Below are 23,420 nucleotides of genomic sequence, written 5' to 3'. Positions count from 1 at the left end.
CTCGGCGGGCCGCCGCCGGCCAGCCATTGTGATCTTGGTACCACCTTGTAGGTTGTACGCGATACCTGTGGCCTGTTCTCGGAAGGAGAGGTGGCCGTGACCGAATGGGAGCCGGCCACGGAGGCCGAGGTGGCGATGCGCGATGCGCTGCGCGCCAACGACCAGGAGCTCTACTTCCGGCTCCTGTCCCGCACCGATGTGCTGCTGCCGGTCTCCGCGCCGACGCAGCCCGGCCAGCCACCCGCCGGTTGGGGCACCTGGACCACCGGCGGCCGGACCCACGTCCTGGCCTTCACCTCCGCCACCGCACTGCGGGCCTGCCTCGGCGACCACGCCGGCAGCAACCGCCGCATCCCCTTCGCCGACCTCGCGGCCAGCTGGCCCAACCATGAGTGGTGGCTCGCCGTCAATCCGGGTCTGCCGGTCGAGGGTTACCTACCGGCCTGGTTCGTGTCGCAGCTGTCCCGAGGCGACGTGCGACTGCCCGGCCGGGCCATGGGTGCACGCGCTCGCCTGGAACGGGCCGAGACGTTGGCCCGCACCCGGCCCGGCACGCCACCCCGGGACGCCGCACCAGCCGCTGGGTCGTCGCCGGCGGCGGGGGCGTTCTCGTCCGGGCCCGACTCCGGCCCGGCTGCGCCGATCCCGCCCCGAAGGGCGCCCCGGGTGGGTGGCCCCCCGGTGCCGGGCCCGGCACCCCGGCCACCCGTCCCCGCCGCCGAGCCGCCTCGCCGATCGGGCGAGGAGGAGCCGCCCGCCGCCGGTCAGCGGCACCCCGCCGAGCCGCCCCGACCCACGGCAGGCAGCGGAGTCCCGCCCCGCGCCGGACGGCCGTCCCGTTTCACCCCGTTGGGTTCCGCCGGCCCCACCACCGACCGGCCTGGGCCGAGCGTGGGGTGGCCGGCAGCGACCCGGCCGGGCGACGGCGACGGCCCCGCCGTGGGTAACGGCAACGGTGGCCCTCAGGCGGCACCTCGGCGTTCCTTCTTCGACCCCACCCCGGCCCGGGACTCCGCCCCGAGCGGGGGCCGTCCGGGTGACCGGGCGGCCCCGCCGACCCGGTTCGGCCGAGGCAGCCAGCCCTTCCCCCGCCGACGTCCGGCCGACGCGCCAGCCGACGAGACCGCCACGCGAGCCTTTCCGATGGCGGCGGATCCGGCAGCCACCCAGCCGATGCGTCGGCCCGAGGGCCGCCACGGCGCGTCCCGGCCGGAGGGCGGTCTCGGCGCGTCCCGCGGGATGGGCGCACCGCCATCCGGCGAGGAGATCACCCAGCCGCTGCCTCCGCGCCGGCACAACCCGCTCGCCGAGGAGCCCACCCGCGCGTTCCGGATGACCGGTGAGCCTCCACCGACCCGTGCCGCGGGGCGGCCCGGTCCGTCGGCAGAGGAGACGCAGGCGATCCCCCAGGACCGGCCGGGCCGGTTCGCGCCGGCGGAGGATCTGCCGGCGTCCGTCGCGGAGCCGGTCTCCGGGCCGCCCGCGCCCCGCCGGGGCTTCACGCCCATCGTCATCGAGGGCACCATCATCGAGTCCCGCGACCTCACCGACCCGGTCGAGAGCAGCACACCGCCCGAGGCGGCCCGCCGGCCCAGCCCGGCCGAGACCGGCCCGCCACCGTTCGGCTCGACGCCTTCCGGTCCGAGCCTGTTCGGCTCATCGTCCCCCAGCCCCAGCCCCAGCCCGGCCGTGACCGCCCCGCCGCCGTTCGGCTCGGCGCCCTCCGACCCGGGCCTGTTCGGTCCGTCGTCCTTCGGTCCCAGCCCGTCGGCGCCCACGTCGTTCAACCCCGGTCAACCCACCCCGAGCCCGTCCATCCCGACTCCCGTGCTGCCGGCAGAGACCGGCGCTGGCCTAGCTGAGTCGCGCGTCGACGCCCCGGTCAGCGCCGACAGCGGTGGTTCGTCGGGCGGCCCGGTCGGTACGGGCCGGGCCGACACCGAGGGCGGCGGCGAGAGCCTGTTCGGGAGCGACGGTCCGGAGCCGTCGGCCGACCAGCCGGTGCCGGTCGAGTTCGAGCCGGCCAACACGGTCGAGGAGGACCTGCTCAGCGCCGCCGGCTCCGGCAGCACCGACACGTTCCTGTCCACCCTCCTGCTGGCCCGGGTGCTGCTGCCGGCGGCACCGGACTCGGTACGGGGAAGCCGCCCGGGAGACCCCGGCTTCGTCTGGCGCACCGGGCAGCTCGACGGCGAGACGTACGTGGTGGTCTACACGTCGTCCGAGCGCCTCGCCGACCATGTCGAGGGTGACGTCGACACGGTCCGGGTGAAGTTCGCCCAACTGATCCGGCGCTGGCCCGACGAGGACTGGTCGTTCGCCGTCAACCCGGGCACGCCGGTCGGCGCCAAGTTGCCCGGCGAGCAGATCGTCGCGCTGGCCAACTGGGCTGCCGAGGTGGGGCTCGGGGACGACCTGGAGGTGGACCAGGAGGAGGCGCCGGCCGTGGCCGAGCCCACCGCCCGTCCCCGGTACGCTCCCGCAGCGGTCGACCCGACCCGACCCACGGTCATGCAGAAGGCGATCGCGCCGAGCCAGCTCGCGTACTACCTGGATCGCGGCTACGACCGGGTGTCCGGGTTCGTGCACCGCGCCGGTGAGCTGTCCCACCTGACCACACCGACTCAGCTGCACGAGGCGCTCGGCCTCAGCTACCCCGGCTCACCGTTCGCCCCGGACGCCGAGGAGATCTACGTGCTGCGCTGGCCGGCGCACCGGCCCAGCCTCTACCGCATCCCGTACGGCGGGCAGAACGAGCCGGCGATGCGGGCCATGGAGGGCTGGGTCATCGAACGCCCGCCGTTCCGGGGCAACGGCTTCGCCCCGGGCGAGAGCAGCGACGTGGTGGCGGAGTTCAAGGTGGACAGCGCCCGCCTGCCGCACGGTGCCCAACTCTGGCGGATCGGCGCGGACGGCAGCGAGCGGGTGGTCGCCGAACTGGACACCGACTCGGTCACCTGGCGACGGGTCGGGGAGGCGTGATGCGCGACGGTTACGTGGCCCGCTGGCAGGGCCGGGAATACCAGGCCAGCCCGGACGGCGACGACATCCGCCTCTACCAGCCCGAGCCGGCTGAGGGCTTCGAGGAGGTCCGCGCGGGCCGCTACGTCCGGGTGCTGCCGGCGAGCGAGATCGAGGATCTGGCGTACGTGCGGACGACCTGCACCTGGCAGGGTCAGCCGTTCATCGTGCTCGGCGAGCATGACGCCTGGCTGCGGGTGGAATACACCGGCGGTCGTTGGCCGGTGGCCGAGGCGATGCGGCTGGAGGTCTTCGACTTCGGCGTCTACCAGGGTTGGGCACCGGCCGCCGAGGTCACCGACCTGCGCGAGCAGCGGGTCTGACCGGTCAGGTCTTCGCCCACCGCAGGATCTCACCGAGCACCAGATCCGGTGCCTCCAGGTGCGGGAAGTGCCCCACCCCGTCGAGCAGTCGCCACTCGTACGGGGCGACGACGTACCGACCGGAGCCCAGCGCGGTGCGGGGCAGGGAAGCGCCGTCCAGGGCGCCGTGCAGTTGCAGGGTCGGGGTGGACAGCGGCTTCTGCATCAGGCGGACGAACCGGTAACCGTGCAGTCGCAGCAGCGAGCGGAACGCCCAGCGGTAACCCTCGAGCGCGCAGAACGCGGCCTGCGGAATGCACATCGCCTCCCGGCACCGCTCGGCGTACGCCTCGAAGTCCGACCCGGCCACCCAGTGCGGGCCGCCCCAGCGGCGCATGATCTCGCCGACGGCTGCTGCGCCGTCGCGGGTCAGCACGTGCTCGTAGCGGGGTAGCTGGAACTTCAGCGCCGGGGTGGAGGCGGTGAACTGCCCGCGCGGGTCGGCGAAGATGGCGGCGCGCAGTCGCAGCGGGTGCGGTGCCCCCAGCACCACGAGCCGGCGGACGAGGGATGGGTGGAAGGACGCCACCGTCCAGGCCACCATGCCACCGAGGCCGCTGCCGACGATCGTCGCGGATCGTTCACCGAGCGCGCGGATCAGCCCGGCGATGTCGGCGGCGAGGGTGTAGCCGTCGTACCCCCGGGGTGGTTTGTCGCTGGCGCCGTAGCCGCGCAGGTCGACGGCGACCGCCCGGAAGCCGGCGTCGGCCACCGCAGGCAGCATCTGGTGCCAGGCCCACCAGTGTTCCGGGAAGCCGTGCAGGAACAGCACCATCGGCCCGGTGCCGGCCTCGACCACGTGGAACCGGCTGCCGTTGGCGCCGACGAAGCGGTGCGTCCACGGCCCCTCGGTGAGGACACAGGACTCGTCGACGGCCCCGCCGCGCTGGTCGGTCATGGCAGACAGCCTAGGACCCGGTGGCCGCAGGCGACCCTGGTGGTCGCGGTGAACAGGGGAAAGCCCCGGGTTGTCCCGGACGGCGACCGGGGGAGTCGGCTCGACCAGCCGATCGTGGCCATCCGGGCGGGTGTCCCACAAAGGGCGACGCCCGGGCAGGTGACCTGCCCGGGCGTCGCTTGTTGGTACGGGATCAGTGGTCAGCTGATCCGGATCTTCATCGAGGTGCCGTCCTGCTCCAGAACCTTGATCTTGACACCGGTCGCGGGGAGCTTGACGCCGTGGTTCGGCAGCTCCTCGTAGAAGTACTTCTTGGTGTCGTCGAACAGCGGCTCAGCGGCCTGGCCACGGATGTACTGCGGCTGGCTGTTGAGGTGCAGGGTGAACGAGTCCGCCTTGTTCAGGCTGAACGGGGCGTCGTACACCTGGATGCGGGCCCGCCACGGCGCGCCGGTCAGGTTGTAGATCGGGCGCGGGTGCGCGTCGATGTACAGGTTGCGACCCTCACCCGGGTGACCACCCGGGTTGGACGCGGACACCGGGGCGGTGTTGTTGTCGGAGAACCGGGTGTTCCAGTACGAGATGAGCAGGCCCTCCTGGTACGCGTAGTGGTCCACCCAGTCCGGGCGGGTGTTCGCGTAGCCGAAGAAGTACGGGCCGGTCTTCAGGTACTTGTCGTACGAGACGTACGACCGGTTGCCGGCGATGTAGAAGTTGTCGAACAGTCGGGTGTAGGTCGCCCCGACCACCTCGAACTTCGAAAGCGTCCAACCGGCGTCGGTCTCGGCGCCGTCGCTGAACACGGTCTGACCGTCGGCGGTCACGGTGATCGCGTCACCGAAGAAGCCGCCCTCGGAGACACCACCGTCGGTGACGTAGTGCAGGCGGACCTGCGCCACCTTGCCGGCGACCGAGGTGAGCGGGATGTTGATGTCGGCCCACGCGCCGTTGCTGCTGCCGTCGAGGGCCGGGCGGCCGGCGCCGTCGACGCCGATCGGCTGACCGTTGACCGTGCCGTCCAGGTCGGCCCAGGTCTGACCGCCGTCCGTCGACGCCTCGAAGTAGAGGTAGTCGTAGGTCTCCTCGATGCTGTACTTGCCCTTGAGCGACAGCGCCGCCGTGGACTTGCCGGTCAGGTCGAACGTCCTCGTCATCTTGCTGTCGAGGTCGTCCTCGTTACCGGAGAAGTACTGCTTGGAGCCCTCGAACGGTGCGCCGTAGTTGAACGTGTACTCCCGCTGGGGAAGTACGACAACGGCGGCCTGTGCCTTCTCGGAGTTGTACTCCTGCGGGCCGAGCTCCAGCGAGCGCTTCTGCCCCGCCACGATCACCTCGTAGTCGAGCCAACCGAGCTGGAGCTTGTTCCACGCGCCGAGGTCGCCGCCCCGGTCGCCGATGCCGACGTCGTTCTTGGCGCCGAGCCGGCTCTGGGCCATCAGGGTCCAGTGCTCGTTGTTGTTGTCCGCGGGGCCGTAGTCGTCCGGCAGGCCGAGGTCGTGGCCGTACTCGTGGTAGAAGACGCTGCGGCCACCGTTCTCCGGCTGGATCGTGTAGTCGCGGATCCAGACGCCGGTGTTGCCGATCTGGGTGCCACCGATCGGGAAGTTCGGCGGGCCCACGGGCGAGCTGTTGAACGCCGACCAGCGGTGGCTCCAGATGGCGTCCTCACCCTGCTGCGGGTCACCGTCGGCCTGGTCGCCGCCGGAGTGGACGATCTGGAAGTGGTCGATGTAGCCGTCCGACTCGTTGAAGTCGCCGTCACCGTCGTAGTCGAAGCGGTCCCACTGGTCGAAGGACTTCATCTCGGTCGCGATCTGCGCGTCCGTCCGCCCCTTGGCCTTCTGGTCTGCCACCCACTGGTTGGCGGCGTCGCGGATCAGGTTCCAGGTGTTCGGGCAGACGTTGTCGGCGCAGACAGCCGGGTCGCCGGTCGGGTCGTCGTCGGCCTTCGGGTCGTCGGAGCGACCGTAGCGGGCCTCGTTGTACCGGACCTTGACCCAGTCGGTCACCTCACCCTCGACGGTGTAGCGACCCGAGGACTGCGCCTCGTAGTACTGCTTGAGCGACTCGTCGCCCGGGTTGGTGCCGAAGTAGAGCTGGCGGAAGTGCTCCGGGCTGAAGTCCGGCTGCCAGATGGTGGAGTTGTCCACGGCCCGGTTGGGCTCGGGGATCTTGTTGTGCAGTGGACCCTGGAACGTCGACGGTCCGGCGATGTCCGGGTTCATGTCCTTGTCCGGGTAGGACGGGTGCCGCTCGTCCCCGAACTCGGCCAGGATCACGAAGATCTTGTCGGTCCGCTCACGCTTGAGCTCGACGTACTGGTCCTTCGTCGCCTGAGCGCCGACGGAGCGCGCCTTGGCGTTGGTGGCCGTCTTGCCGACCTGGCCGACCTTGACGACGGTGCTGCCGTTGCGCTCGATCGGCTTGCTGCGCCCGCTCAGCACGTCGGCGAGACCCTGCTCACGCAGCTCGCGGCGCTTGTCCTCGAGCTTGTCGGGGAGTTCGTCCTTCAGCGCCTGTGGTTCGGCAGCGGCCGGAGCTGCTGCCGGCAGTTTGGGCTGCGGGGCGGCCGAGGCGGACGGGCCGAACGCCAGGCCTGTCGCCGTCAGTGAGAGCCCGAGCAGACCCACTGCGACTTTGCGCACGTGGTACCTCCGGTGTGAGGGAACCGGCCCAACGGGGGTACGGGCCGGTGGGAGATCGATCCCACGAGTGGGACCATTGGTGAACATAGTTACTGGCGGGACGGGTGGGAAGACGAACGCGTCGATTTGTTGCAAGATTTTGTTGGGAATGCTTTTCACCGTCACATACCGGCGCTTCATCAGCCATGCTGACCAGCGATGATTGGCCGCCTCCCGTATACAGCGACCCATTTCGATCAGTTTGATCGATGTACGACAGTGGGGCCGGCAGCGTCTCCGCCACCGGCCCCACCGTTTCAGTTGTCGAACCGCGAAACCGTTACTTCTTGGCCGGCGTCACGTAGATCTGGGCGGACGAGTTGTCGGCGGCCGCCTTCTTGATGGTGAGCGAGACGCCGTAGTTCACGCCGGCGTCGCCCGGGTTGCCGGTGCCCAGCACGATCGCGCCACCGCCAAGGGTCACGCCGTAGAACTCCGGCGCCGGGCTGCCGTCCGGGTGGGTGACCCGGGTGGTGTACGGGGCGTTGTTGCGCGACGGCAGAACCACCGACGCGTCGTTGTCCCGTGCGTAGGCAGCGCCGTCGCGCATCTCGATGCCCGGGTACCAGCCCTTGGCGTCGGTGAACGCCTTCACCGGCGGCAGCCCCTTGAACTTCGTGCAGTACGCGCTGTACGGCTCGTCCGCGGCCTCCAGGCACTCCGTGAACGGGTACGTCCGGTTCAGCGTGAACGCCGCGTTCGACGACTGCGGGCGGCTGGGCAGGTTGTCCGTCACCGACGGGTCCTTCACCGCCGCCTCGCCGGTGCGGCGCAGCGGGTCGAAGTGCGAGTCGACGATGAGCAGCCCGCCCTTCGCGCCGTAGCTGGGCAGCGCGGTCATCTGCCCGGTGACGTGGTTGACGTCGCCGAGCGCGGTGTCCCGGTACCAGACCAGCATGCCCGGGGCGTTGTAGGAGATCCGGTCGACCTTCCACGCCTCGTGCGAGTAGATGGTGTCGTAGGCGTACTTGAGGCCCTTGTCGAAGCCGTCGAAGTTGCGCCACTCCGCCAGGTAGTACTGGGCGTGCACCTCGGTGCCGCTGGAGACCTTCCAGCCCCCGCCGGTGGTGTCGACGAAGGTGCCGCCGGTGGCCGTCCAGCCGTTGGCGCCGCCCTCCACGTCGTCACTCCAGGTGGTGGCGCCGCCGCCGGTGACCGAGAAGTCGTCGACGAACCAGTTGCGCTCCTCGAACGCCTCGTCGGTGGCCAGACGCAGCCGCACCTGGACCGTCGTCCCGGCGTACGCCGACAGGTCGACGTAGTCGTGCCGCCAGCCGTCGGTGCTGCCGGTCAGGCCGTACTTCTTGCCGCCGAAGTCGTTCATCCGGCCGTTCGGGTCCGGGTAGCCGTCCGGCGTGGTGACCACCGTGCCGCCCTCGTCGTACACCTTCTGCTCGGTCCAGGTCGTGCCGCCGTCGGTGGAGAGCTCGACGAAGCCGTAGTCCCAGTCCTCCTCGATGATGTAGTTGTTCCACATCCAGAACTTCGAGTCGGCGGCCGCCGGCACGTCGACCGAGCGGCTCAGCTTGACGTCGGCCCACTCCTGGTCGTTGTTGCTGTGCCACATCTTGGTGCCGCTGTGCGGGGTGGCTAGCGTCGTCACCTTGTCCGGCAGGTCGACCTTGATGCCGTCCTCGGAGTCGATCGGGGTACGCGACGTCTGGCCGAGCTTCACCTCACGCGGGTTCGACCCGGGGCGGATGGTCAGCGGGTCGGCCCAGCCGAGCACCCACTTGTCCCAGATGCCCATGTGCGTCGGCAGCGCCTGGAAGATCTCACCCGAGTGCGAGCCCGAGGCCATCAGGTCCCAGAAGTCCACGTCGGAGTCGGCGTTGCCGGACGTGTCGTAGAGGTCCGGCAGGCCCAGGTCGTGGCCGAACTCGTGGGCGAAGACGCCGACACCGGCGTCCTCCGGCTGCACGATGTAGTTCGACGCCTTGAGGTTGGTGCCCGGGATGGTGTAGCCACCGGCGACCGTGGAGGAGTGCGCCCACACGGCGTACACACCCTCGGCGCCGCCGCCACGGGACTTGCCCTGACCGGCGTGCACAAGCACGAGGTGGTCGATCACGCCGTCCGGCTCGAAGACGTTGCCGTCACCGTCGCGGTCGGCCTGGTCCTCGATGTCGTAGTCGGCCCACGGGAAGTTCGGGTCCTTCGCGACGAGCGCGTCGATCGCGTCGGTCGCCAGGCGGCCCGCGCCGGCCGGGTTGTCCGGGTGGCCGTTCATCGACTGCTCACGGCCGGGAACCCACGCGCCGGTCTCGTCCTGGAAGCAGCGGTTCGCCGCGTACCAGCCCTCCGAGTGCGGCACGGTGATCCACGGGCTGGCCTGCCCGTCCACCGTGTACGCGTTCTTGGACATCTCCAGGTACATGTTGTGCATGGTGCGACCGGACAGGTCGATGCCCTTCTTGCCGTCCGGGCCCTTCAGGTCCGTGCGGACCCGCTCGGTGATGCCCTTCTTGCTGTAGAGCATCTTGTTGTAGTGCGACGGCGAGAAGTCCGGCACCCACATCGAGTTGTTGTCCTCGTGGGGCAGCCGCGACGGGTCCGGGATCTTGTTGTGCTTCGGGCCGTTCTGCACCGTGCCCGGCACGCAGGTGCGGTCCTCGAACACCGTCTTCGGGACCATCACGTTCGTGAAGTCGTCGTTGGCCTTGTCGTTGAACTCGACAAGCAGCGTCAGCAGCTTCGCCGTCTGGGTGGTCGGCGCCTTCTTGAACTTGCGGGGGTTCTGGCCCGTCTTCAGCGACTTGGCCTCGTCCTTGGCCAACTGCCGAGCGGTCACCGGGTTGCCCCGGGCGTGCTTCCGGTCGAAGGCGCGCGCGGACTCGGCGGCAGGGGTGTAGACGCCACCCTTGCCCTTCACCTCACGGCCGGTGGTGTCCGGCTGTACCTCGGGCTCGGCGTAGTTGATGTAGTGCTCGTCGGCGCCGATCACCGCCTGGGGGGTGCCGGACGACGGCTGGGCTGCCGCACTGCCACTCACGGTCAGTGATGTGGCCGCGAGGGCGATGGCGGGCAGCGCGACGAGTAGCCGTCGCCGCGCCCTGGACTGCGGTTTGTGGTTCATGCCGCTCCGTTTCTCGGGCATGGAGAGGAGGACGTTGGCGTGGCCGACCATCGAAACGATGTCTGTCGAACTCTGCCAACCTGCGTGAACCTAAAGCACAACCGGCCGAAAGGACAGTGGTGGACGCCGCCTGTGCCCGTTCAGCTTCTCCCGACTCCTCCGACCGACCGATGTGACACCAGTGGGACGCCGCGCACCGCACCCGTAAGACATGACGGAGGGTGGCGGTCCGCGTGGACCGCCACCCTCCAATGGGTACGCCTACCGTCAGTCCTCGTCCGACTTCGCGCCGCTCATCCCCGAGGAGATCAGGTCCATCACCGACGAGTCCTGCAACGTGGTCACGTCGCCGAGCGACCGATTCTCCGCCACGTCCCGCAGCAACCGGCGCATGATCTTGCCGGAGCGGGTCTTGGGCAGCTCCGGCACCAGCATGATCTGCCGCGGCTTGGCGATCGGACCGAGCGTCTTCGCCACGTGGTTGCGCAGGTCGGCGATGAGCTGCTCACCCGCGTCGCCGCTGATGTCCGTGCTGCCCCGGGGGATTGCGAACGCGACGATCGCCTGCCCGGTGGTCGGGTCCGTCGCGCCGACGACCGCCGCCTCGGCCACCGACGGGTGCGACACCAGCGCCGACTCCACCTCGGTCGTCGAGATGTTGTGCCCGGACACCAGCATCACGTCGTCCACCCGGCCGAGCAGCCAGATGTGCCCGTCGTCGTCCTTCTTCGCGCCGTCACCGGCGAAGTACATGCCCTGGAAACGCGACCAGTAGGTCTCGATGAAACGGTCGTCGTCACCCCAGATGGTGCGCAGCATCGACGGCCACGGCTCACGCAGCACCAGATAGCCGCCTCCACCGTTCGGCACCGACTGGCCCTGGTCGTCCACCACGTCGGCCACGACGCCCGGCAGTGGCGTCATCGCCGAACCCGGCTTGGCCGCGGTCACCCCCGGCAACGGCGAGATCATGATCGCGCCCGTCTCGGTCTGCCACCAGGTGTCCACCACCGGCAGCTCGCCCCGGCCGATGTGCTGCCGGTACCAGATCCACGCCTCCGGGTTGATCGGCTCACCGACGCTGCCGAGCAGGCGCAGCGACGACAGGTCGAAGCCGGCCGGAATGTCGTCGCCCCACTTCATCATCGTCCGGATCAGGGTGGGAGCGGTGTACAGGATGCTCACCCCGTACTTGTCGACGATCTCCCAGAACCGGCCCTTGTGCGGCGTGTCCGGGGTGCCCTCGTACATCACCTGGGTGGCGCCGTTGGAGAGCGGGCCGTAGACGATGTAGGAGTGCCCGGTGACCCAGCCGATGTCGGCCGTGCACCAGTAGACGTCGGTCTCCGGCTTCAGGTCGAACACCGCGTGCGTCGTGTACGACGCCTGGGTGAGGTAACCGCCGGTGGTGTGCAGGATGCCCTTCGGTCGGGCCGTGGTGCCGCTGGTGTAGAGGATGAAGAGCGGGTGCTCGGCATCGAACGGCTGCGCGGTGTGCTCGGCCGACGCGGTCTCCACCGTCTCGTGCCACCAGTGGTCCTTCTCCGACCACGCCACGTCCTCGCCGGTGCGGCGAACCACGAGCACGTGCTCCACCGACGGGGAGCTGGCCACCGCCTCGTCCACAGTGGGCTTCAACGCCGACGGCTTGCCACGGCGGTAGCCACCGTCCGCGGTGATCACCACCTTGGCGCTGGCGTCCTGGATCCGGTTGCTCAGCGAGTCCGCGGAGAAGCCACCGAAGACCACGCTGTGCGCGGCGCCGATCCGGGCGCACGCAAGCATCGCCACTGCCGCCTCCGGGATCATCGGCAGGTAGATGGCCACCCGGTCGCCGGCGGTCACCCCCAGGTCGGTCAGCGCGTTCGCCGCCTGGCAGGTAAGCGCGTGCAGGTCGGCGTACGTGATGGTGCGGGTGTCGCCCGGCTCGCCCTCCCAGTGGATCGCCACCTTGTCGCCCCGGCCCGCCTCGACGTGCCGGTCCAGGCAGTTGTACGCGACGTTGAGCTGCCCACCCACGAACCACTTCGCGAACGGCGGGTTCGACCAGTCGAGCACCTCGTCCCACTTCTTCGACCAGGCCAGCCGATCGGCCTGCTTCGCCCAGAAGGCCAGCCGGTCGGCCTCAGCCTCGGCGTACGCGTCGATGGTGACGTTGGCGTGCGCGGCGAGTTCGGCCGGCGGGGGGAACTGGCGCGTCTCGTTCAGCAGATTGGCCAATGCCTCGCTCATGCCGTGACTCCTCATCCTCGGGGTGACCTGCGTCTCGATGGCACGAGGGTAGTCGCGGGGCCCTCGACCGGCCACGGCTGCCCACTCCGTCGCGCCGAGCGGCCCCCGTCGCGCGCCCGACGGCCCGTCCCGGGCCGGCGTCCCGTGTCCGGCGGGCTGCTGGATCAACACGGGTTCCTTAGAGACGCGGTGTTCAGGCCGGGCGGACAGCCCGACTTCATGGAACGCGTGATGACCATGTCCAGAACGGGTCCCAGCCTGACTGGGCGGCCGGGCGTTGCGCGCGTTCCAGGCGAAAGGGCTGAGTCGGGGTGAGGCGTCGCACCGGGCGGGTGGTCCCGGTCGCGTTGCCGGCGGGTGCGGCCCGCCGCGCCGGGACGGGTCGTTAGCGTGGCGGGGTGACCACCGACCCGCTCGCGCCCCTGCTCGCGCTCGCCGACATCACCGCCGCCGTCGAGCAGGCCCGAGAGAGGTTCGACCAGGCGCTCGGGCACCGGGCGCTGCGTCGGCACGGTGGACAGGTCGCCGCCGAGGTCAGCCTGCGCTCCGCGGTGGCAAGCGCGGCTCTCGAGGGGGCCGTCCACGAACGGGAGGCGGTCCGGGCCGGCACGGTCACCGACCCGGCGCTCCAGGGGGCGCTGCGGGTCGCCGGAGCGCTGCCGGGCCTGAGCGAGCTCTGGCCCAAGGCACCCCGCCAGGCGCTCGCGAAACTGCACGTGCTCGCCGCCCGAGACCTCGTGTCGGAAGCCGAGCTGGGTCGCCCGGTCGCCGACCCGGTGGTCGCCACCCGGCTGGACGGGCTTGCCGGCCTCCTAGCCGGCGGCACGAAGGTCTCCCCGCTGGTGCTCGCCGCTGTCGTACACGGGGAGTTGCTGAACCTGCGCCCGTTCGCCGGGCCGTCCGGCGTGGTGGCCCGGGGCGCCGCCCGGTTGGTGCTGCTCGCCAGCGGCCTCGACCCACGTGGCCTGCTCGCCGTCGACGTCGGGCACCGCGAACGGGAGCCCGAGTACGTCGGCGCTGCCGGCGCCTTCGCCACCGGCACCCCGGATGGGCTGCGCTCCTGGCTACGCCACTACATGGCCGCCGTCGAGGTCGGCGCGGACCAGCTCACCGCCATCGGAGACGAGATCCTCGCCGCCACCTGACAAGTCCCGCCGCCCCGCAGCAACCCGCCCCGGACCGCCCCGCCCCGCGCGTCGCGCCCCGCCCCCGACCCGCCTCGCGCGTCGATCAAGGAGTTGTGGTGCCTCACAGAAGGTGCCAACGGGTCGAATACGGCCACCACAACTCCATGATCGACCCGGAGGGCGAGTGGAGTTCGCGTGGGGGGGGGGTGTCCCTATGGGTTTCGTCAAGCGGAGATCGGCGTGACTGGGCGGGGTTGGTAGGGGATCTTGTCGCGGAGCATGGCGAACAGGACGTCGCAGCGGCGTCGGGCGAGGCAGATGAGGGCGGCGTTGTGGCGTTTGCCTTCGGCGCGTTTGCGGTCGTAGTAGGCCCTGCTGACGGGGTCGGCTAGGGACGCGAACGCGGCGAGGTAGAACGCGCGTTTGAGGTTCTTGTTGCCGCCGCGGGGTGGGTATTCGCCGCGGATGCTGCTGCCGGATCGTCGGGTCACGGGTGCCAGGCCGGCGTAGGCGGCGAGGTGGCCGGGGGTGGCGAAGGCGGTGCCGTCACCGACTTCGAGCAGGATCCGGGCTGCGGTCCTGACACCGACGCCGGGCATCGAGGTCAGGACCGGGGCAAGAGGGTGAGCATCCAGCATCCTCTCAACCTGTGTGGCGACCTGGTCGCGTTGGCGCAGGACATCGCGGAGGCTGTCGGCGAGGCGAGGCAGGATCGTCTCCGCAGCCTGAGTGCCCGGGACCGTGACGGTCTGCTCGTCGAGGGCGGTGATGATCTGCTCCACCAGGCGTTCACCCATGCGGGGCGCGTGCACCGCGGCGATGGAGAGCAACTTGCGGCGGCCGGACTTGCGCAGCCCGATCGGACCGCCGCAGCGCGACAGCAGTTCCAACACAGCTCTGTGGTGCACCTTCGGGCCCAGCACCCGTTCTAAGGCGGGATGGATCTGCGTCAGCAGGCCCCGAATCCGGTTGGACACCCGGGTGGCTTCGCCGGCGAGGTCGTCGTCGAAGCCGACCAGGACCTCCAGCTCGGCCAGAGCCTCGTCGCCGGTGTCGACCCGCCGCAGCGTGTGCGGCAGGGCGCGGGCCGCGTCAGCGATGACATAGGCATCACGGGCATCGGTCTTCGCGTTGGCGGGGTGCAGGTCCGCGATGCGTCGCATGGCCAGGCCGGGCAGGTAGGCCACCTGATGCCCACATGCCCGAGCCACCGCGACCGGCAAGGCGCCGATCGAGGCCGGCTGGTCGACTACCACCAGAACCCGGCCATGGCGGGCGAGTTTGTCGAACAACTGCCGCAGCCGGACCTCGGTATTCGGCAACGGCGCGTCGTGCAGCCGCTTGCCGTCCGGAGCCAACCCGACCGCGTGGTGATCACCCTTACCGACGTCCAAGCCCAGGAAGACGCCATACCCGTCGCGCACCAGACCCGCCTCCACGCATCGCATCGTGGCCTCGGCCGCAGTCAGGGCGTCGGACTGCCGGCAGCCACGTTACGAAGAGACCTACCCCAACACGGGTGGCCGTGTCCCTATCAGCGGTCCGCCGACGCCACCCGACCCGGCGACAACACCCCCCGGATCATCCGAACGACAGGGGCAGGAAGTCATACCGGGCCGGGCGACCGAGAGTCCCCGGCTGGGGACGATCAAAAAGGTAACGGGTGGGGCGGGGGTCAGGCGGTGGTGGCGGCTCGGGTGCGGCGGTGCCGGCCGTACCAGGCGATGCCGATGGCCACACCCACCCCGACCCCCAGGGCCGCCGCCGCCACCGGGACCGCGGGGCGTTCCCGCAGCCGCCGGCCCAGCGGGATCGGGTGCCGGAACTCCAGCACCGGCCACGCGTTCTCCGAGGCCAGCTTGCGCAACTGCCGGTCCGGGTTGACCACACTCGGGTGGCCGACGCACTCCAGCAGCGGGCGATCGCTGTACGAGTCGGAGTAGGCGTACGAGTCGGCCAGGTCGTAGTCCCGGACGGCAGCCAACTCGGTGACCGCCTCGACCTTGCTCGGGCCGGCCGCGTAGAACTCGACCTCGCCGCTGTACCGGCCGTCCCGCACCGTCATCCGGGTGGCGATCACGTCGGTCACCCCGAGCAGCTCGCCGATCGGTCGGACCATCTCCTCGCCGGACGCCGACACCAGCACCACGTCCCGCCCGGCGGCCTGGTGCTCCTCGATCAGGGCGGCGGCTTCGGCGTACACGTAGGGGTTGATCAGCTCGTGCAGCGTCTCCGCGACGATCTGGCGGACCTGTTCCACCTGCCAGCCCTTGCAGAGCGCGGCCAGGTAGTCCCGTGTTCGGGCCATGGTCTGCTCGTCGGTGCCGCCCAGCCGGAACATCAGCTGCGCGTACGCCGACTTGACCACGTCACGCCGGGTGATCAGCCCGTCCCGATAGAACGGCCGACCGAACGCCAGGGCGCTCGACTTGGCGATGACGGTCTTGTCCAGATCGAAGAAAGCGGCACTTCGGCCCACGGCGCGAAAGTCTAGCCGGATGGTCTATCGTCGGCGGGTGCCCGGGGTCATGCAACCCCTCAGACCTGCGGGCTGGCACCACCACCTCCGCTCCGCGTGATCACGCTCACACTCTGCGAGGAGAATTTCGCAGTGAGTGGAGGCGGCACCACTCGACGTGACGGGCGCGCTCAGGCAGACTTGTCCGTACGACGAGCATTCACATCTTCGAAACAGGCAGACCCTCAGCGGTTGCACCCCCCGTGACCGCTGAGTGGTTCGGCTCGACCCCCCCGGAGCCGAACCTTCGACGACCCCCGTCTCCCCCCGACGGGGGTCGTCCCTTTCTGCTGGAAACGCTCCACCACAGCTCACAAGTCGTCCTCCGGCCCGTCCAGACCGCCCAGAGACGGCGTTCCGCGGTCGCAGGTAGAGCAGAGAAGCCGGGGAGCCGCCGACCGCCTCCGGGGCGCGGGCGGCATGGTCGTTTGGTTGAGCTTCGTGGATGTCTGCCGGTGGCCCGTCACTGCCGGCCGCATGGCGTTGGTCGAGACGCCGTCGGCGACCAGCCAGGTGGCGCAGGCGTGCCGCGAGTCGTGGAGCCATGTCCCCCCGACAGCCGTGGCGGCTACGACTCCTTGGGTCGGCGTTGCCGGCAGGCCAGAAACCTGCTCGGAGTCCCCGCCGTCCAATCCGTGGGCCCCCTGGATTCCGCGTGCCGTGTAATTTGCCAAACGGGACGGCAGAGGAGGGACAGGTGGCTGCTGGGGGCCTCTCGTCGAAGCGGCTGGCCCGGGTGCAGGGCTTGCTCGAGCACCACGTCGAGTCCGGCTTCGTCCCGGGCATGGTGGCCGTTCTCGCCCGCCACGGCGAGGTGCACATCGAGGCGACGGGCCAGCTCGCGTTCGAGGGCCCCGGGTCACAGACGCCGATGGCGGGCGACACGATCTTTCGGCTGGGCTCGATGACGAAGCCGATCGTGGCCGTGTGCGCGATGACTCTCGTCGAGGACTGCACGCTTCGCCTCGACGACCCGGTCGACGATCTCCTCCCGGAGTTGGCGGGCATGACAGTTCTTGTCGACCCGCACGGTCCACTTGACGACACCGTCCCGGCGTCACGCCCGATAACGCTGCGGGACATCCTGGCCGGCACCCTCGGCACCGGAATGGTCCCCGCCGAGCCGGGAACCGTCCCGATCGCCGACGCGCTTGACGCACTCGAATATCCGTCGCCGGACGAGTGGATCCGCCAACTCGGAGCGCTTCCCCTCGTCCACCAGCCAGGCGAGCACTGGATGTACGACACCGCCGCCAACGTGTTGGGCGTGCTCATCGCGCGCGCCACCAGCAAGTCCTTCGGGGACGCCGTCCGCGATCGGGTCTGCGAGCCGCTCGGAATGACCGACACCGCCTTCAGCGTGGGCGGCGAGAGCATCTACCGGTTGGCGACCGCGTACGAGCAGGACAACGCCGCCACCGGCGAGCCGATCGTCGAGGATGCCCCCGACGGGCGGTTCAGCCGACCGCGGATGTTCGAGTCCGGTGGCGGCGGGCTCGTCTCGACGGCAAACGACTACCTCGCCTTTGGCTCGGCGCTGCTCGCGGGCGGCGCTTACCGTGGCGAACGGGTGCTGTCGCGGCCGGCGGTGGCGCTGATGACGAGCGACCACCTGACCCCGGCGCAGAAAGCTGTCTCTGGTTTCTGGCCCGGATACTTCGACGCCATCAGCTGGGGTCTGGGCATGTCGGTCCGGACCCGCCGCACCCACCTCGGTCCCTCGGTCGGCAGCTACGGATGGCCCGGCTTCTATGGCACCGCCTGGTACAACGACCCCGCCGAAGACCTGACGACGATCCTGCTCATGCAGCGTGCACACGCGGGCGACCAGCGGCTGCCGATGTGGCACGACTTCTGGACCACCGTCTACCAGGCGATCGACGACTGACCGCAGCGTTCGTTCCCGTTTGGCTGCGGTCGCCCTCGGCCACGCGGTAATCCTGTTCCCCGCAGCGACACAAGCCACTGTGAGTGTCGTCGAGGCAATGGGGGTTCGGGTGGGTCCACCGAACAAGCGGGACGAGGACTGGTTCACCAGGCTCTACGCCGCCGAGTACGAGCACATGGTCCGATACGGCCTGCGCCGGCTCGCTGACCGGGACCTGTCCGTGGAGCTTGCCCAGGAGGTCTTCGTTGTCGCCTGGCGTCGCCGCGCCGACGTTCCGGAGCGCAGCCTGCCCTGGCTCTACGGGGTGGCCCGGCGCCTCCTGGCGAACCAGTGGCGGTCACGGCGCAGGGTCCCGGACCTCCTCTCGATCACCGGTGTCGACCTTGAGCGATTGGCCGGATCGTCGGGTGCCGACACAACCGTCGGAGTCGCCGACATCCGGGCCGCTCTGGCCACCCTCAACGACCTCGACCAGGAAATCCTCCGGTTGGTCGGCTGGGAGGAGCTGACGGTGTCCGAGGCGGCCGGTGTCCTGGGTTGCACCGGGGCGACCGCCGCGGTGCGCCTGCATCGCGCCCGCCGCCGTCTTGCCGAAGCGATGTCGGACCGCCCCGTGCCGACCCGGCGCAGCCCGTTGTTGGCGACCATTCGAGAGGATCTGTGATGTTCGGAGCAGAGCGAACCCGTACTCTTCTCGGCCCGGCCGACCCAGCCCGGAGCGTCGAGGTCGGGCCACCGTCGGTCCCGGCCCGCGAGCTGATCGAGCGCGCCAGCGCTACCGGAACGGTGGCCGGGCGTCGTCGCGTAGGCCCCACCCGCCGGCTGGTTCTGGCGGCCGGCACCCTTGCGGTCGCGGTCGGCGCCGTGGCGGTGTTCCAGCCGTTCGGCGGGGCCGCACCGGGCACTCCTGGCGAACCGGCCGCGGAGGCGGGGTTGGTGCTCGTGCCGGTCACGTACCAGTTCGACGCGGACCCGCCGGCCGCCGGCCCGCAGCTACGCATGCTGGCCGACAAGATCAAAGATGCGGGGTACGACCACCAGCGTGGGCGGTACATGTATCACCACGCGAAGGTGTGGGGTGACCCGGTGGTGACGTCCGACGACGGCCGCCACCACGTGGCCTTCGCTCACGAGACGCAGATTTGGCAGGCCACCGACGGGACCGGCAACCAGATCGACACGGAACTTGAGCCGCAGTACCCCGACCAGGAGTCTCGGGACTACTGGCAGCGCGAAAGCATCGCGCGACCGGCAGCCACCGGCACGCCCGCACCGAACGTCGTTCCGCTACCGCCGAGGGAACTCAGCCAGCCGTCGGACGTCCCGTCCGAGCTGCGCGAGCTGCTGAAGGTCCAATACGGCGCGGGCGTGGCGAGTAAAGAGGTGAGCACCCTCTACGGGCGGTACGTCGTGACCCGTGCGACCCGGGCGGCGGTCTTGCGGGTCCTCGCCGAGGTGCCCGGCTTCCGCTGGCGGGGGCAGGTCACGGACCGCGCCGGCCGACATGGAGTCGCCATCACCTTCGACGACCGCGAGCACGACGCGCAGTCTCTGCTGATCTTCGATCCGAAGACGGGCGAGCTGCTCGCCCATGAGCGGCTGACCCTGTCGCCCATACGGATCAGCGCGTACAAGGTGATCCTCGATACCGCCTGGACCGACCGGGTCGGCTGACCGTCGACTTGTGTGGCCGCTCCGTCAGGGGGTGGCCCTGTCGTGTGCCCGCAGCGGCGGTAGCTGCGGCGTTGCCCACGTGCGTAGCAGATCAACTGCGTCGGCGGGAGTTTTCCACAGGCCACCGGATTGTCCACAGACGAGGACATCGGAGCGGCTCGCGAGGCGGATTTCGAGCAGGGTCGGCGGCATACCCGAGCCCGACCGCTGGAGGCCGCGATGCCACCCCGTACCACGGTTCCGCCGATCCGCCGGCTCCCGCTGGTCGTCACCGGCGACGACGATCTGCTCGACGATGTGCTCCGGCTCGCCGCCGTCGGCGGCACGGAGGTCGAGCTTGCCCGCGACCCTGCGGCTGCCCGCACCCGTTGGCTTCCCGCACCGCTGGTGCTGCTCGGCGCCGATCAGGCGCAGGCGTGTCTGCGGGCCCGGTTGCCGCAGCGGCCGCGGCTGGTGTTGGTCGGCCGGGCTGGTCAGCTCGACCCCGGCTGGCAGGTCGCCGAGCTGATCGGGGCCGAGCACGTCGCCGCACTGCCGGCCGCTGAGCCGTGGTTGGTCGATCGCTTCGCCGAGCACGACCCGGACCGTCCGACCGGAGCCGGCGCCCGGGTCGTCGCGGTCCTTGGCGGTCGGGGCGGGGCCGGCGCGAGCGTGCTCGCCGGTGGTCTCGCGGTGACCGCCGCCCGCGCCCGGCTGCGCACCCTTTTGGTCGACGCCGACCCGCTCGGTGGTGGTCTCGACCTTGTGCTGGGCTGGGAGCAACTGGAAGGCCTGCGCTGGCCGTCGCTGACCAGCGCCGACGGGCGGGTGGACGCCCCAGCGCTGGTGCAGGCCCTGCCCAGCCGGGGTGATCTCGTGGTGCTCTCATGGGATCGCGGCGAGATGCTGGCGTTGCCGGCGACGGCGATGGCGGCGACAGTCGACGCGGCCCGGCGTGGTCGCGACTTCGTGGTGATCGATCTGCCCCGGCAGTTGGACGACGCGGCCGTGGTGGCTCTGCAAGCCGCCGACCAGGCGCTCGTCGTCGTGCCTGCGGAGTTGCGTGCCACCGCGGCGGCGACCCGGGTGGTGGCCGCTGTCGCCCCGCACTGCGCCGCGCTCTCGGTGGTGGTGCGCGGGCCTGCTCCGGGGCGGTTGCGGGCGACCGAGGTGGCACGCGCGCTGGGCCTCCCCCTGGCCGGCACGCTGCGCCCCGAGCCGGGGCTCTGCCGCGGGCTGGAGCGCGGCGAAGCGCCGGCCGCCGGCGGTAAGGGCCCACTGGCCGCGCTCTGCCAACAGATCGTCACCGACCTCACCGGCGTGCCGGCTACGGGTGCGGCATGAGCGCCGAGTCGGAGGACGGCACGCTCGCCGCCCGCGTACGACAGCGGATCGCCGCCGCCACCACCCCGGTCACCGCCGCGGCGATCGTCTCCGCGGTACGCGCCGAGCCCACCGCCGCAGTGCTCGGTGACACCGCCATGCTGCGGATCGCCGACCGGGTCCGTGACGACCTCGTCGGCGCCGGGCCGTTGGCGCCGCTGCTCGCTGACCCGGAGGTCACCGACGTCCTCGTCAACGGCACACGGGTCTGGGTCGACCGTGGCTCGGGGCTGCACCAGGTCGCCGTCCCGGTGGGCTCGGTGGAGGACGTCCGCCGGCTGGCGCAGCGGTTGATCGCAAGCGCTGGGAGGCGACTCGACGACGGTTCCCCGTACGCGGACGCCCGGCTTCCCGACGGCACCCGGCTGCACGCCGTGTTGCCGCCGGTGGCGACCGAAGGCCCCTACCTGTCCCTGCGGACCTTCCGACACCGGCCGTTCACCCTCGACGAGTTGGTGCGTCAGGGGACGGTGCCGCGACCGCTCGCGCCTCTGCTCGCCGCCGTGGTCGCAGCCCGGCTGGCGTATCTGGTGACCGGGGGCACCGGGTCGGGCAAGACGACTCTGCTCAACACCCTGCTGGGGATGGTGCCGGCCACCGAACGGATCGTGCTGGTCGAGGACGCCGCCGAACTGCGTCCAGGGCATCCGCACGTGGTGGGACTTCAGGCGCGTACCGCCAATGTCGAGGGCACCGGTGTGGTCAGTCTGGCGGACCTGGTCCGACAGGCGTTGCGGATGCGCCCGGACCGACTGGTGGTCGGGGAGTGCCGGGGCGGTGAGGTGGTCGATTTGCTGGCCGCGCTCAACACCGGCCACGACGGGGGCGCCGGCACGCTGCACGCCAACACCCCGTCGGACGTGCCGGCCCGGTTGGAGGCGCTCGGCCTGCTGGGTGGTTTGCCGCGCGCCGCGCTGCACGCCCAGGTGGCCGCCGCGTTGCAGGTGCTGTTCCAGGTGCGCCGTGGTGACCGGGGTCGCGTCCTGGAGTCGGTCTGCCTGCTGCTGCCCGAGGGGCCCGAGCGGCTCGTGACAGTGGTGCCCGCCTGGGTGCGCGGCAGCGGGCTTGGGCTCGCTGCCCGTGCTCTCGGGGCGCTGCTGCGGGAGCGGGGGGTGGCGGTGCCGCCCATTCTCAGCGAGCCGTGGCCCGGATCGGCGGGCCCGGCATGACCGGCGCGACGATGCTGGTGGCGGCGCTGCTCCTGTTCGCCGCTGCCCTGGTGGCGTGGCCTGTGCAGAGCATTCGGGCCCGTCGGCGTCGCGTGCTGGCACCGGGGCGGCGGCGCGGCGAGGTCGATCCGGACGACGCCCTGGTGCAGTGGATCAGGGAACTCGGTCGTACACCGAACGGGCCGGTCGACGAAACCGGCGCTGTCCCGCCCCCGGGCCATCCGGTCGGTATCACGGATGAGCTGGGTGCCACTGCGGCTTCGAGTGGGCGGCGGACGGCACTCGGCTGGTCCAGCCGGGATGTCACCCGCAGCCCGAGGTGGCCGGGAACGGCGGGCGGCTTCACACGTCCGCAGGGCCCGACCCGCCCGCCGATGCGTCGGGATCCCCGCCGCCCGACCGGCACCGGGCCGTCGGAGGAGGCCACCGCCCTGCCCGATGCGGAACGACACCCTGCCGCATCGGCGGCCGCGATCATGCGCGGCGCCAGCGGTGTGGACGCGGACGGCTGGAGCGACGCCCGCGCCACAGCGGCCGCTGACGGGCACGGTGGCCTGGGCGTGGGCGGTCGCAGTGCCGTGTCCGGTGTGGCGGTGGCCGACGGCTGGGCGGTAACCGACTGCCCGGACCACCGAAGCGTTGGCCGGACCGACGGAACGCCGGGTGCACCGCCGCCGTCGGTGCGCATCTCGCGATCGACGACCCGGGTGTTGCCACTGGTCGGTCTGCTCGGCGGCGGTGTGGGTGCCGTGGTCGCCGGCCCGGTGGCTGCGGTGGCGATGGCGGGGTACGGCACGTTGGCCGTGCGCGGCGTGTTTCGTTGGCGGGTGAACCGGAGCGCCGAACGGGACCGACGACGTGCACTGGACCAGCTCAGCGGCCTCGCGGCCGACCTCCGCGCGGGCCTGCCCGTTCCACACGCGATCGAGGTCGCGGCCGTCGACGGTGACGGGGCGGATCGGCTACGTCAGCTGACCTCGGCGGCGGTGCGGTTGGCCGACCGGACCGGCGCGCCGCTGGCGGAGCTCGTCGAGCGGATCGAGGCGGACGCCCGGGCGACCGACAGAGGTTTCGCCGCGGCGGCGGCGCAGGCGGCAGGCGCCCGGGCCACGGCCTGGCTCCTGGCGGCTCTGCCGATCGGCGGGATCGGGCTCGGGTACGGCATCGGCGTCGACCCCATGGCGGTGCTCCTGCACCACACGGTCGGTGGCGCCTGCGCGATTGCTGCGGTCGCCCTACAGGTCGTGGGCCTCCTCTGGGCGGAACGGCTGGGCGCGACACCGGGCCGGCCCGGATGAGGGCCCGAAACCCCGGGGGTCAGCCCAACCCGACGGGCCAACCCACGGCAACGGTCCAACCCAGCTCAGCGGGCCAACCTGAGGCACCAGGCCAGCCCAGCTCAGCGCGCC

At 71.0% G+C, this 23,420-nt stretch carries 15 protein-coding genes; 9 read left to right on the top strand and 6 right to left on the bottom strand.

The features are described 5' to 3' along the window. Positions 1-96 precede the first annotated feature (96 nt). Together ACWER9_RS14915 and ACWER9_RS14910 are read left to right on the top strand one after the other, a co-directional pair. A complete protein-coding gene (locus ACWER9_RS14915) occupies positions 97-2,982 on the top strand; it encodes an SseB family protein (RefSeq protein ID WP_452302358.1) in 2,886 nt (961 codons plus the stop codon). Then, entirely contained in the window at positions 2,979-3,344 is a 366-nt protein-coding gene (locus ACWER9_RS14910) for a hypothetical protein (protein WP_452302357.1), read from the top strand. The genes ACWER9_RS14915 and ACWER9_RS14910 overlap by 4 nt, the downstream gene beginning before the upstream one ends. A 4-nt stretch (positions 3,345-3,348) precedes the next feature. Here ACWER9_RS14910 and ACWER9_RS14905 read toward each other — a convergent pair whose 3' ends face one another. The 4 genes from ACWER9_RS14905 to acs form a co-directional block, all read right to left on the bottom strand. Then, positions 3,349-4,281 (bottom strand): alpha/beta fold hydrolase, encoded by a 933-nt coding sequence (locus tag ACWER9_RS14905; RefSeq protein ID WP_452302356.1) that lies wholly within the window; start codon positions 4,279-4,281, stop codon positions 3,349-3,351. Between the two features lie 200 nt (positions 4,282-4,481). Next, positions 4,482-6,911 carry an immune inhibitor A domain-containing protein gene (locus ACWER9_RS14900; RefSeq protein WP_452302389.1) on the bottom strand — a complete coding sequence of 810 codons (2,430 nt, stop codon included), beginning with the start codon at positions 6,909-6,911 and terminating at the stop codon, positions 4,482-4,484. 334 nt (positions 6,912-7,245) lie between these two features. Next, the gene (locus tag ACWER9_RS14895; protein ID WP_452302355.1) at positions 7,246-10,041 is read right to left on the bottom strand and encodes an immune inhibitor A domain-containing protein; all 2,796 of its coding nucleotides are present in this window, start codon (positions 10,039-10,041) and stop codon (positions 7,246-7,248) included. A 267-nt stretch (positions 10,042-10,308) separates the two neighbouring features. Then, entirely contained in the window at positions 10,309-12,273 is a 1,965-nt protein-coding gene (gene acs / locus ACWER9_RS14890; RefSeq protein WP_452302354.1) for an acetate--CoA ligase, read from the bottom strand. Between the two features lie 398 nt (positions 12,274-12,671). On the opposite strand from acs, the gene ACWER9_RS14885 reads away from it, so the two are divergent. Beyond that, on the top strand, positions 12,672-13,418 hold the full coding sequence (locus tag ACWER9_RS14885; RefSeq protein WP_452302353.1) for an oxidoreductase: 747 nt from the start codon (positions 12,672-12,674) through the stop codon (positions 13,416-13,418). A gap of 206 nt (positions 13,419-13,624) precedes the next feature. Here ACWER9_RS14885 and ACWER9_RS14880 read toward each other — a convergent pair whose 3' ends face one another. Both ACWER9_RS14880 and ACWER9_RS14875 read right to left on the bottom strand, forming a co-directional pair. After that, complete coding sequence (locus ACWER9_RS14880; RefSeq protein WP_452302352.1) at positions 13,625-14,848, bottom strand: IS110 family transposase; 1,224 nt, start codon at positions 14,846-14,848, stop codon at positions 13,625-13,627. Between the two features lie 227 nt (positions 14,849-15,075). After that, the gene (locus ACWER9_RS14875) at positions 15,076-15,879 is read right to left on the bottom strand and encodes an HAD family hydrolase (protein WP_357355513.1); all 804 of its coding nucleotides are present in this window, start codon (positions 15,877-15,879) and stop codon (positions 15,076-15,078) included. Positions 15,880-16,615: 736 nt separating this feature from the next. On the opposite strand from ACWER9_RS14875, the gene ACWER9_RS14870 reads away from it, so the two are divergent. The 6 genes from ACWER9_RS14870 to ACWER9_RS14845 all read left to right on the top strand — a co-directional run bounded on the left by ACWER9_RS14870 (position 16,616) and on the right by ACWER9_RS14845 (position 23,309). Next, positions 16,616-17,806 carry a serine hydrolase domain-containing protein gene (locus ACWER9_RS14870; RefSeq protein ID WP_452302351.1) on the top strand — a complete coding sequence of 397 codons (1,191 nt, stop codon included), beginning with the start codon at positions 16,616-16,618 and terminating at the stop codon, positions 17,804-17,806. Between the two features lie 109 nt (positions 17,807-17,915). Then, positions 17,916-18,470, top strand: a complete 555-nt coding sequence (locus tag ACWER9_RS14865) for an RNA polymerase sigma factor (RefSeq protein ID WP_452302350.1) — start codon at positions 17,916-17,918, stop codon at positions 18,468-18,470. Continuing rightward, the gene (locus tag ACWER9_RS14860) at positions 18,470-19,480 is read left to right on the top strand and encodes a CU044_5270 family protein (RefSeq protein WP_452302349.1); all 1,011 of its coding nucleotides are present in this window, start codon (positions 18,470-18,472) and stop codon (positions 19,478-19,480) included. Before ACWER9_RS14865 ends, ACWER9_RS14860 begins: the two co-directional genes overlap by 1 nt. A gap of 219 nt (positions 19,481-19,699) precedes the next feature. Then, complete coding sequence (gene ssd, locus ACWER9_RS14855; protein WP_452302348.1) at positions 19,700-20,803, top strand: septum site-determining protein Ssd; 1,104 nt, start codon at positions 19,700-19,702, stop codon at positions 20,801-20,803. Further along, on the top strand, positions 20,800-22,011 hold the full coding sequence (locus ACWER9_RS14850; RefSeq protein WP_452302347.1) for a TadA family conjugal transfer-associated ATPase: 1,212 nt from the start codon (positions 20,800-20,802) through the stop codon (positions 22,009-22,011). Before ssd ends, ACWER9_RS14850 begins: the two co-directional genes overlap by 4 nt. Further along, positions 21,984-23,309: a type II secretion system F family protein gene (locus tag ACWER9_RS14845; protein ID WP_452302346.1), complete on the top strand. Its 1,326-nt coding sequence runs from the start codon at positions 21,984-21,986 to the stop codon at positions 23,307-23,309. Before ACWER9_RS14850 ends, ACWER9_RS14845 begins: the two co-directional genes overlap by 28 nt. Positions 23,310-23,420 lie beyond the last annotated feature (111 nt).

The organism is Micromonospora sp. NPDC003944, from assembly GCF_053605225.1.
Note: the sequence above shows the minus strand (reverse complement) of the source record. Positions and strands in the feature narration are given on the sequence as shown.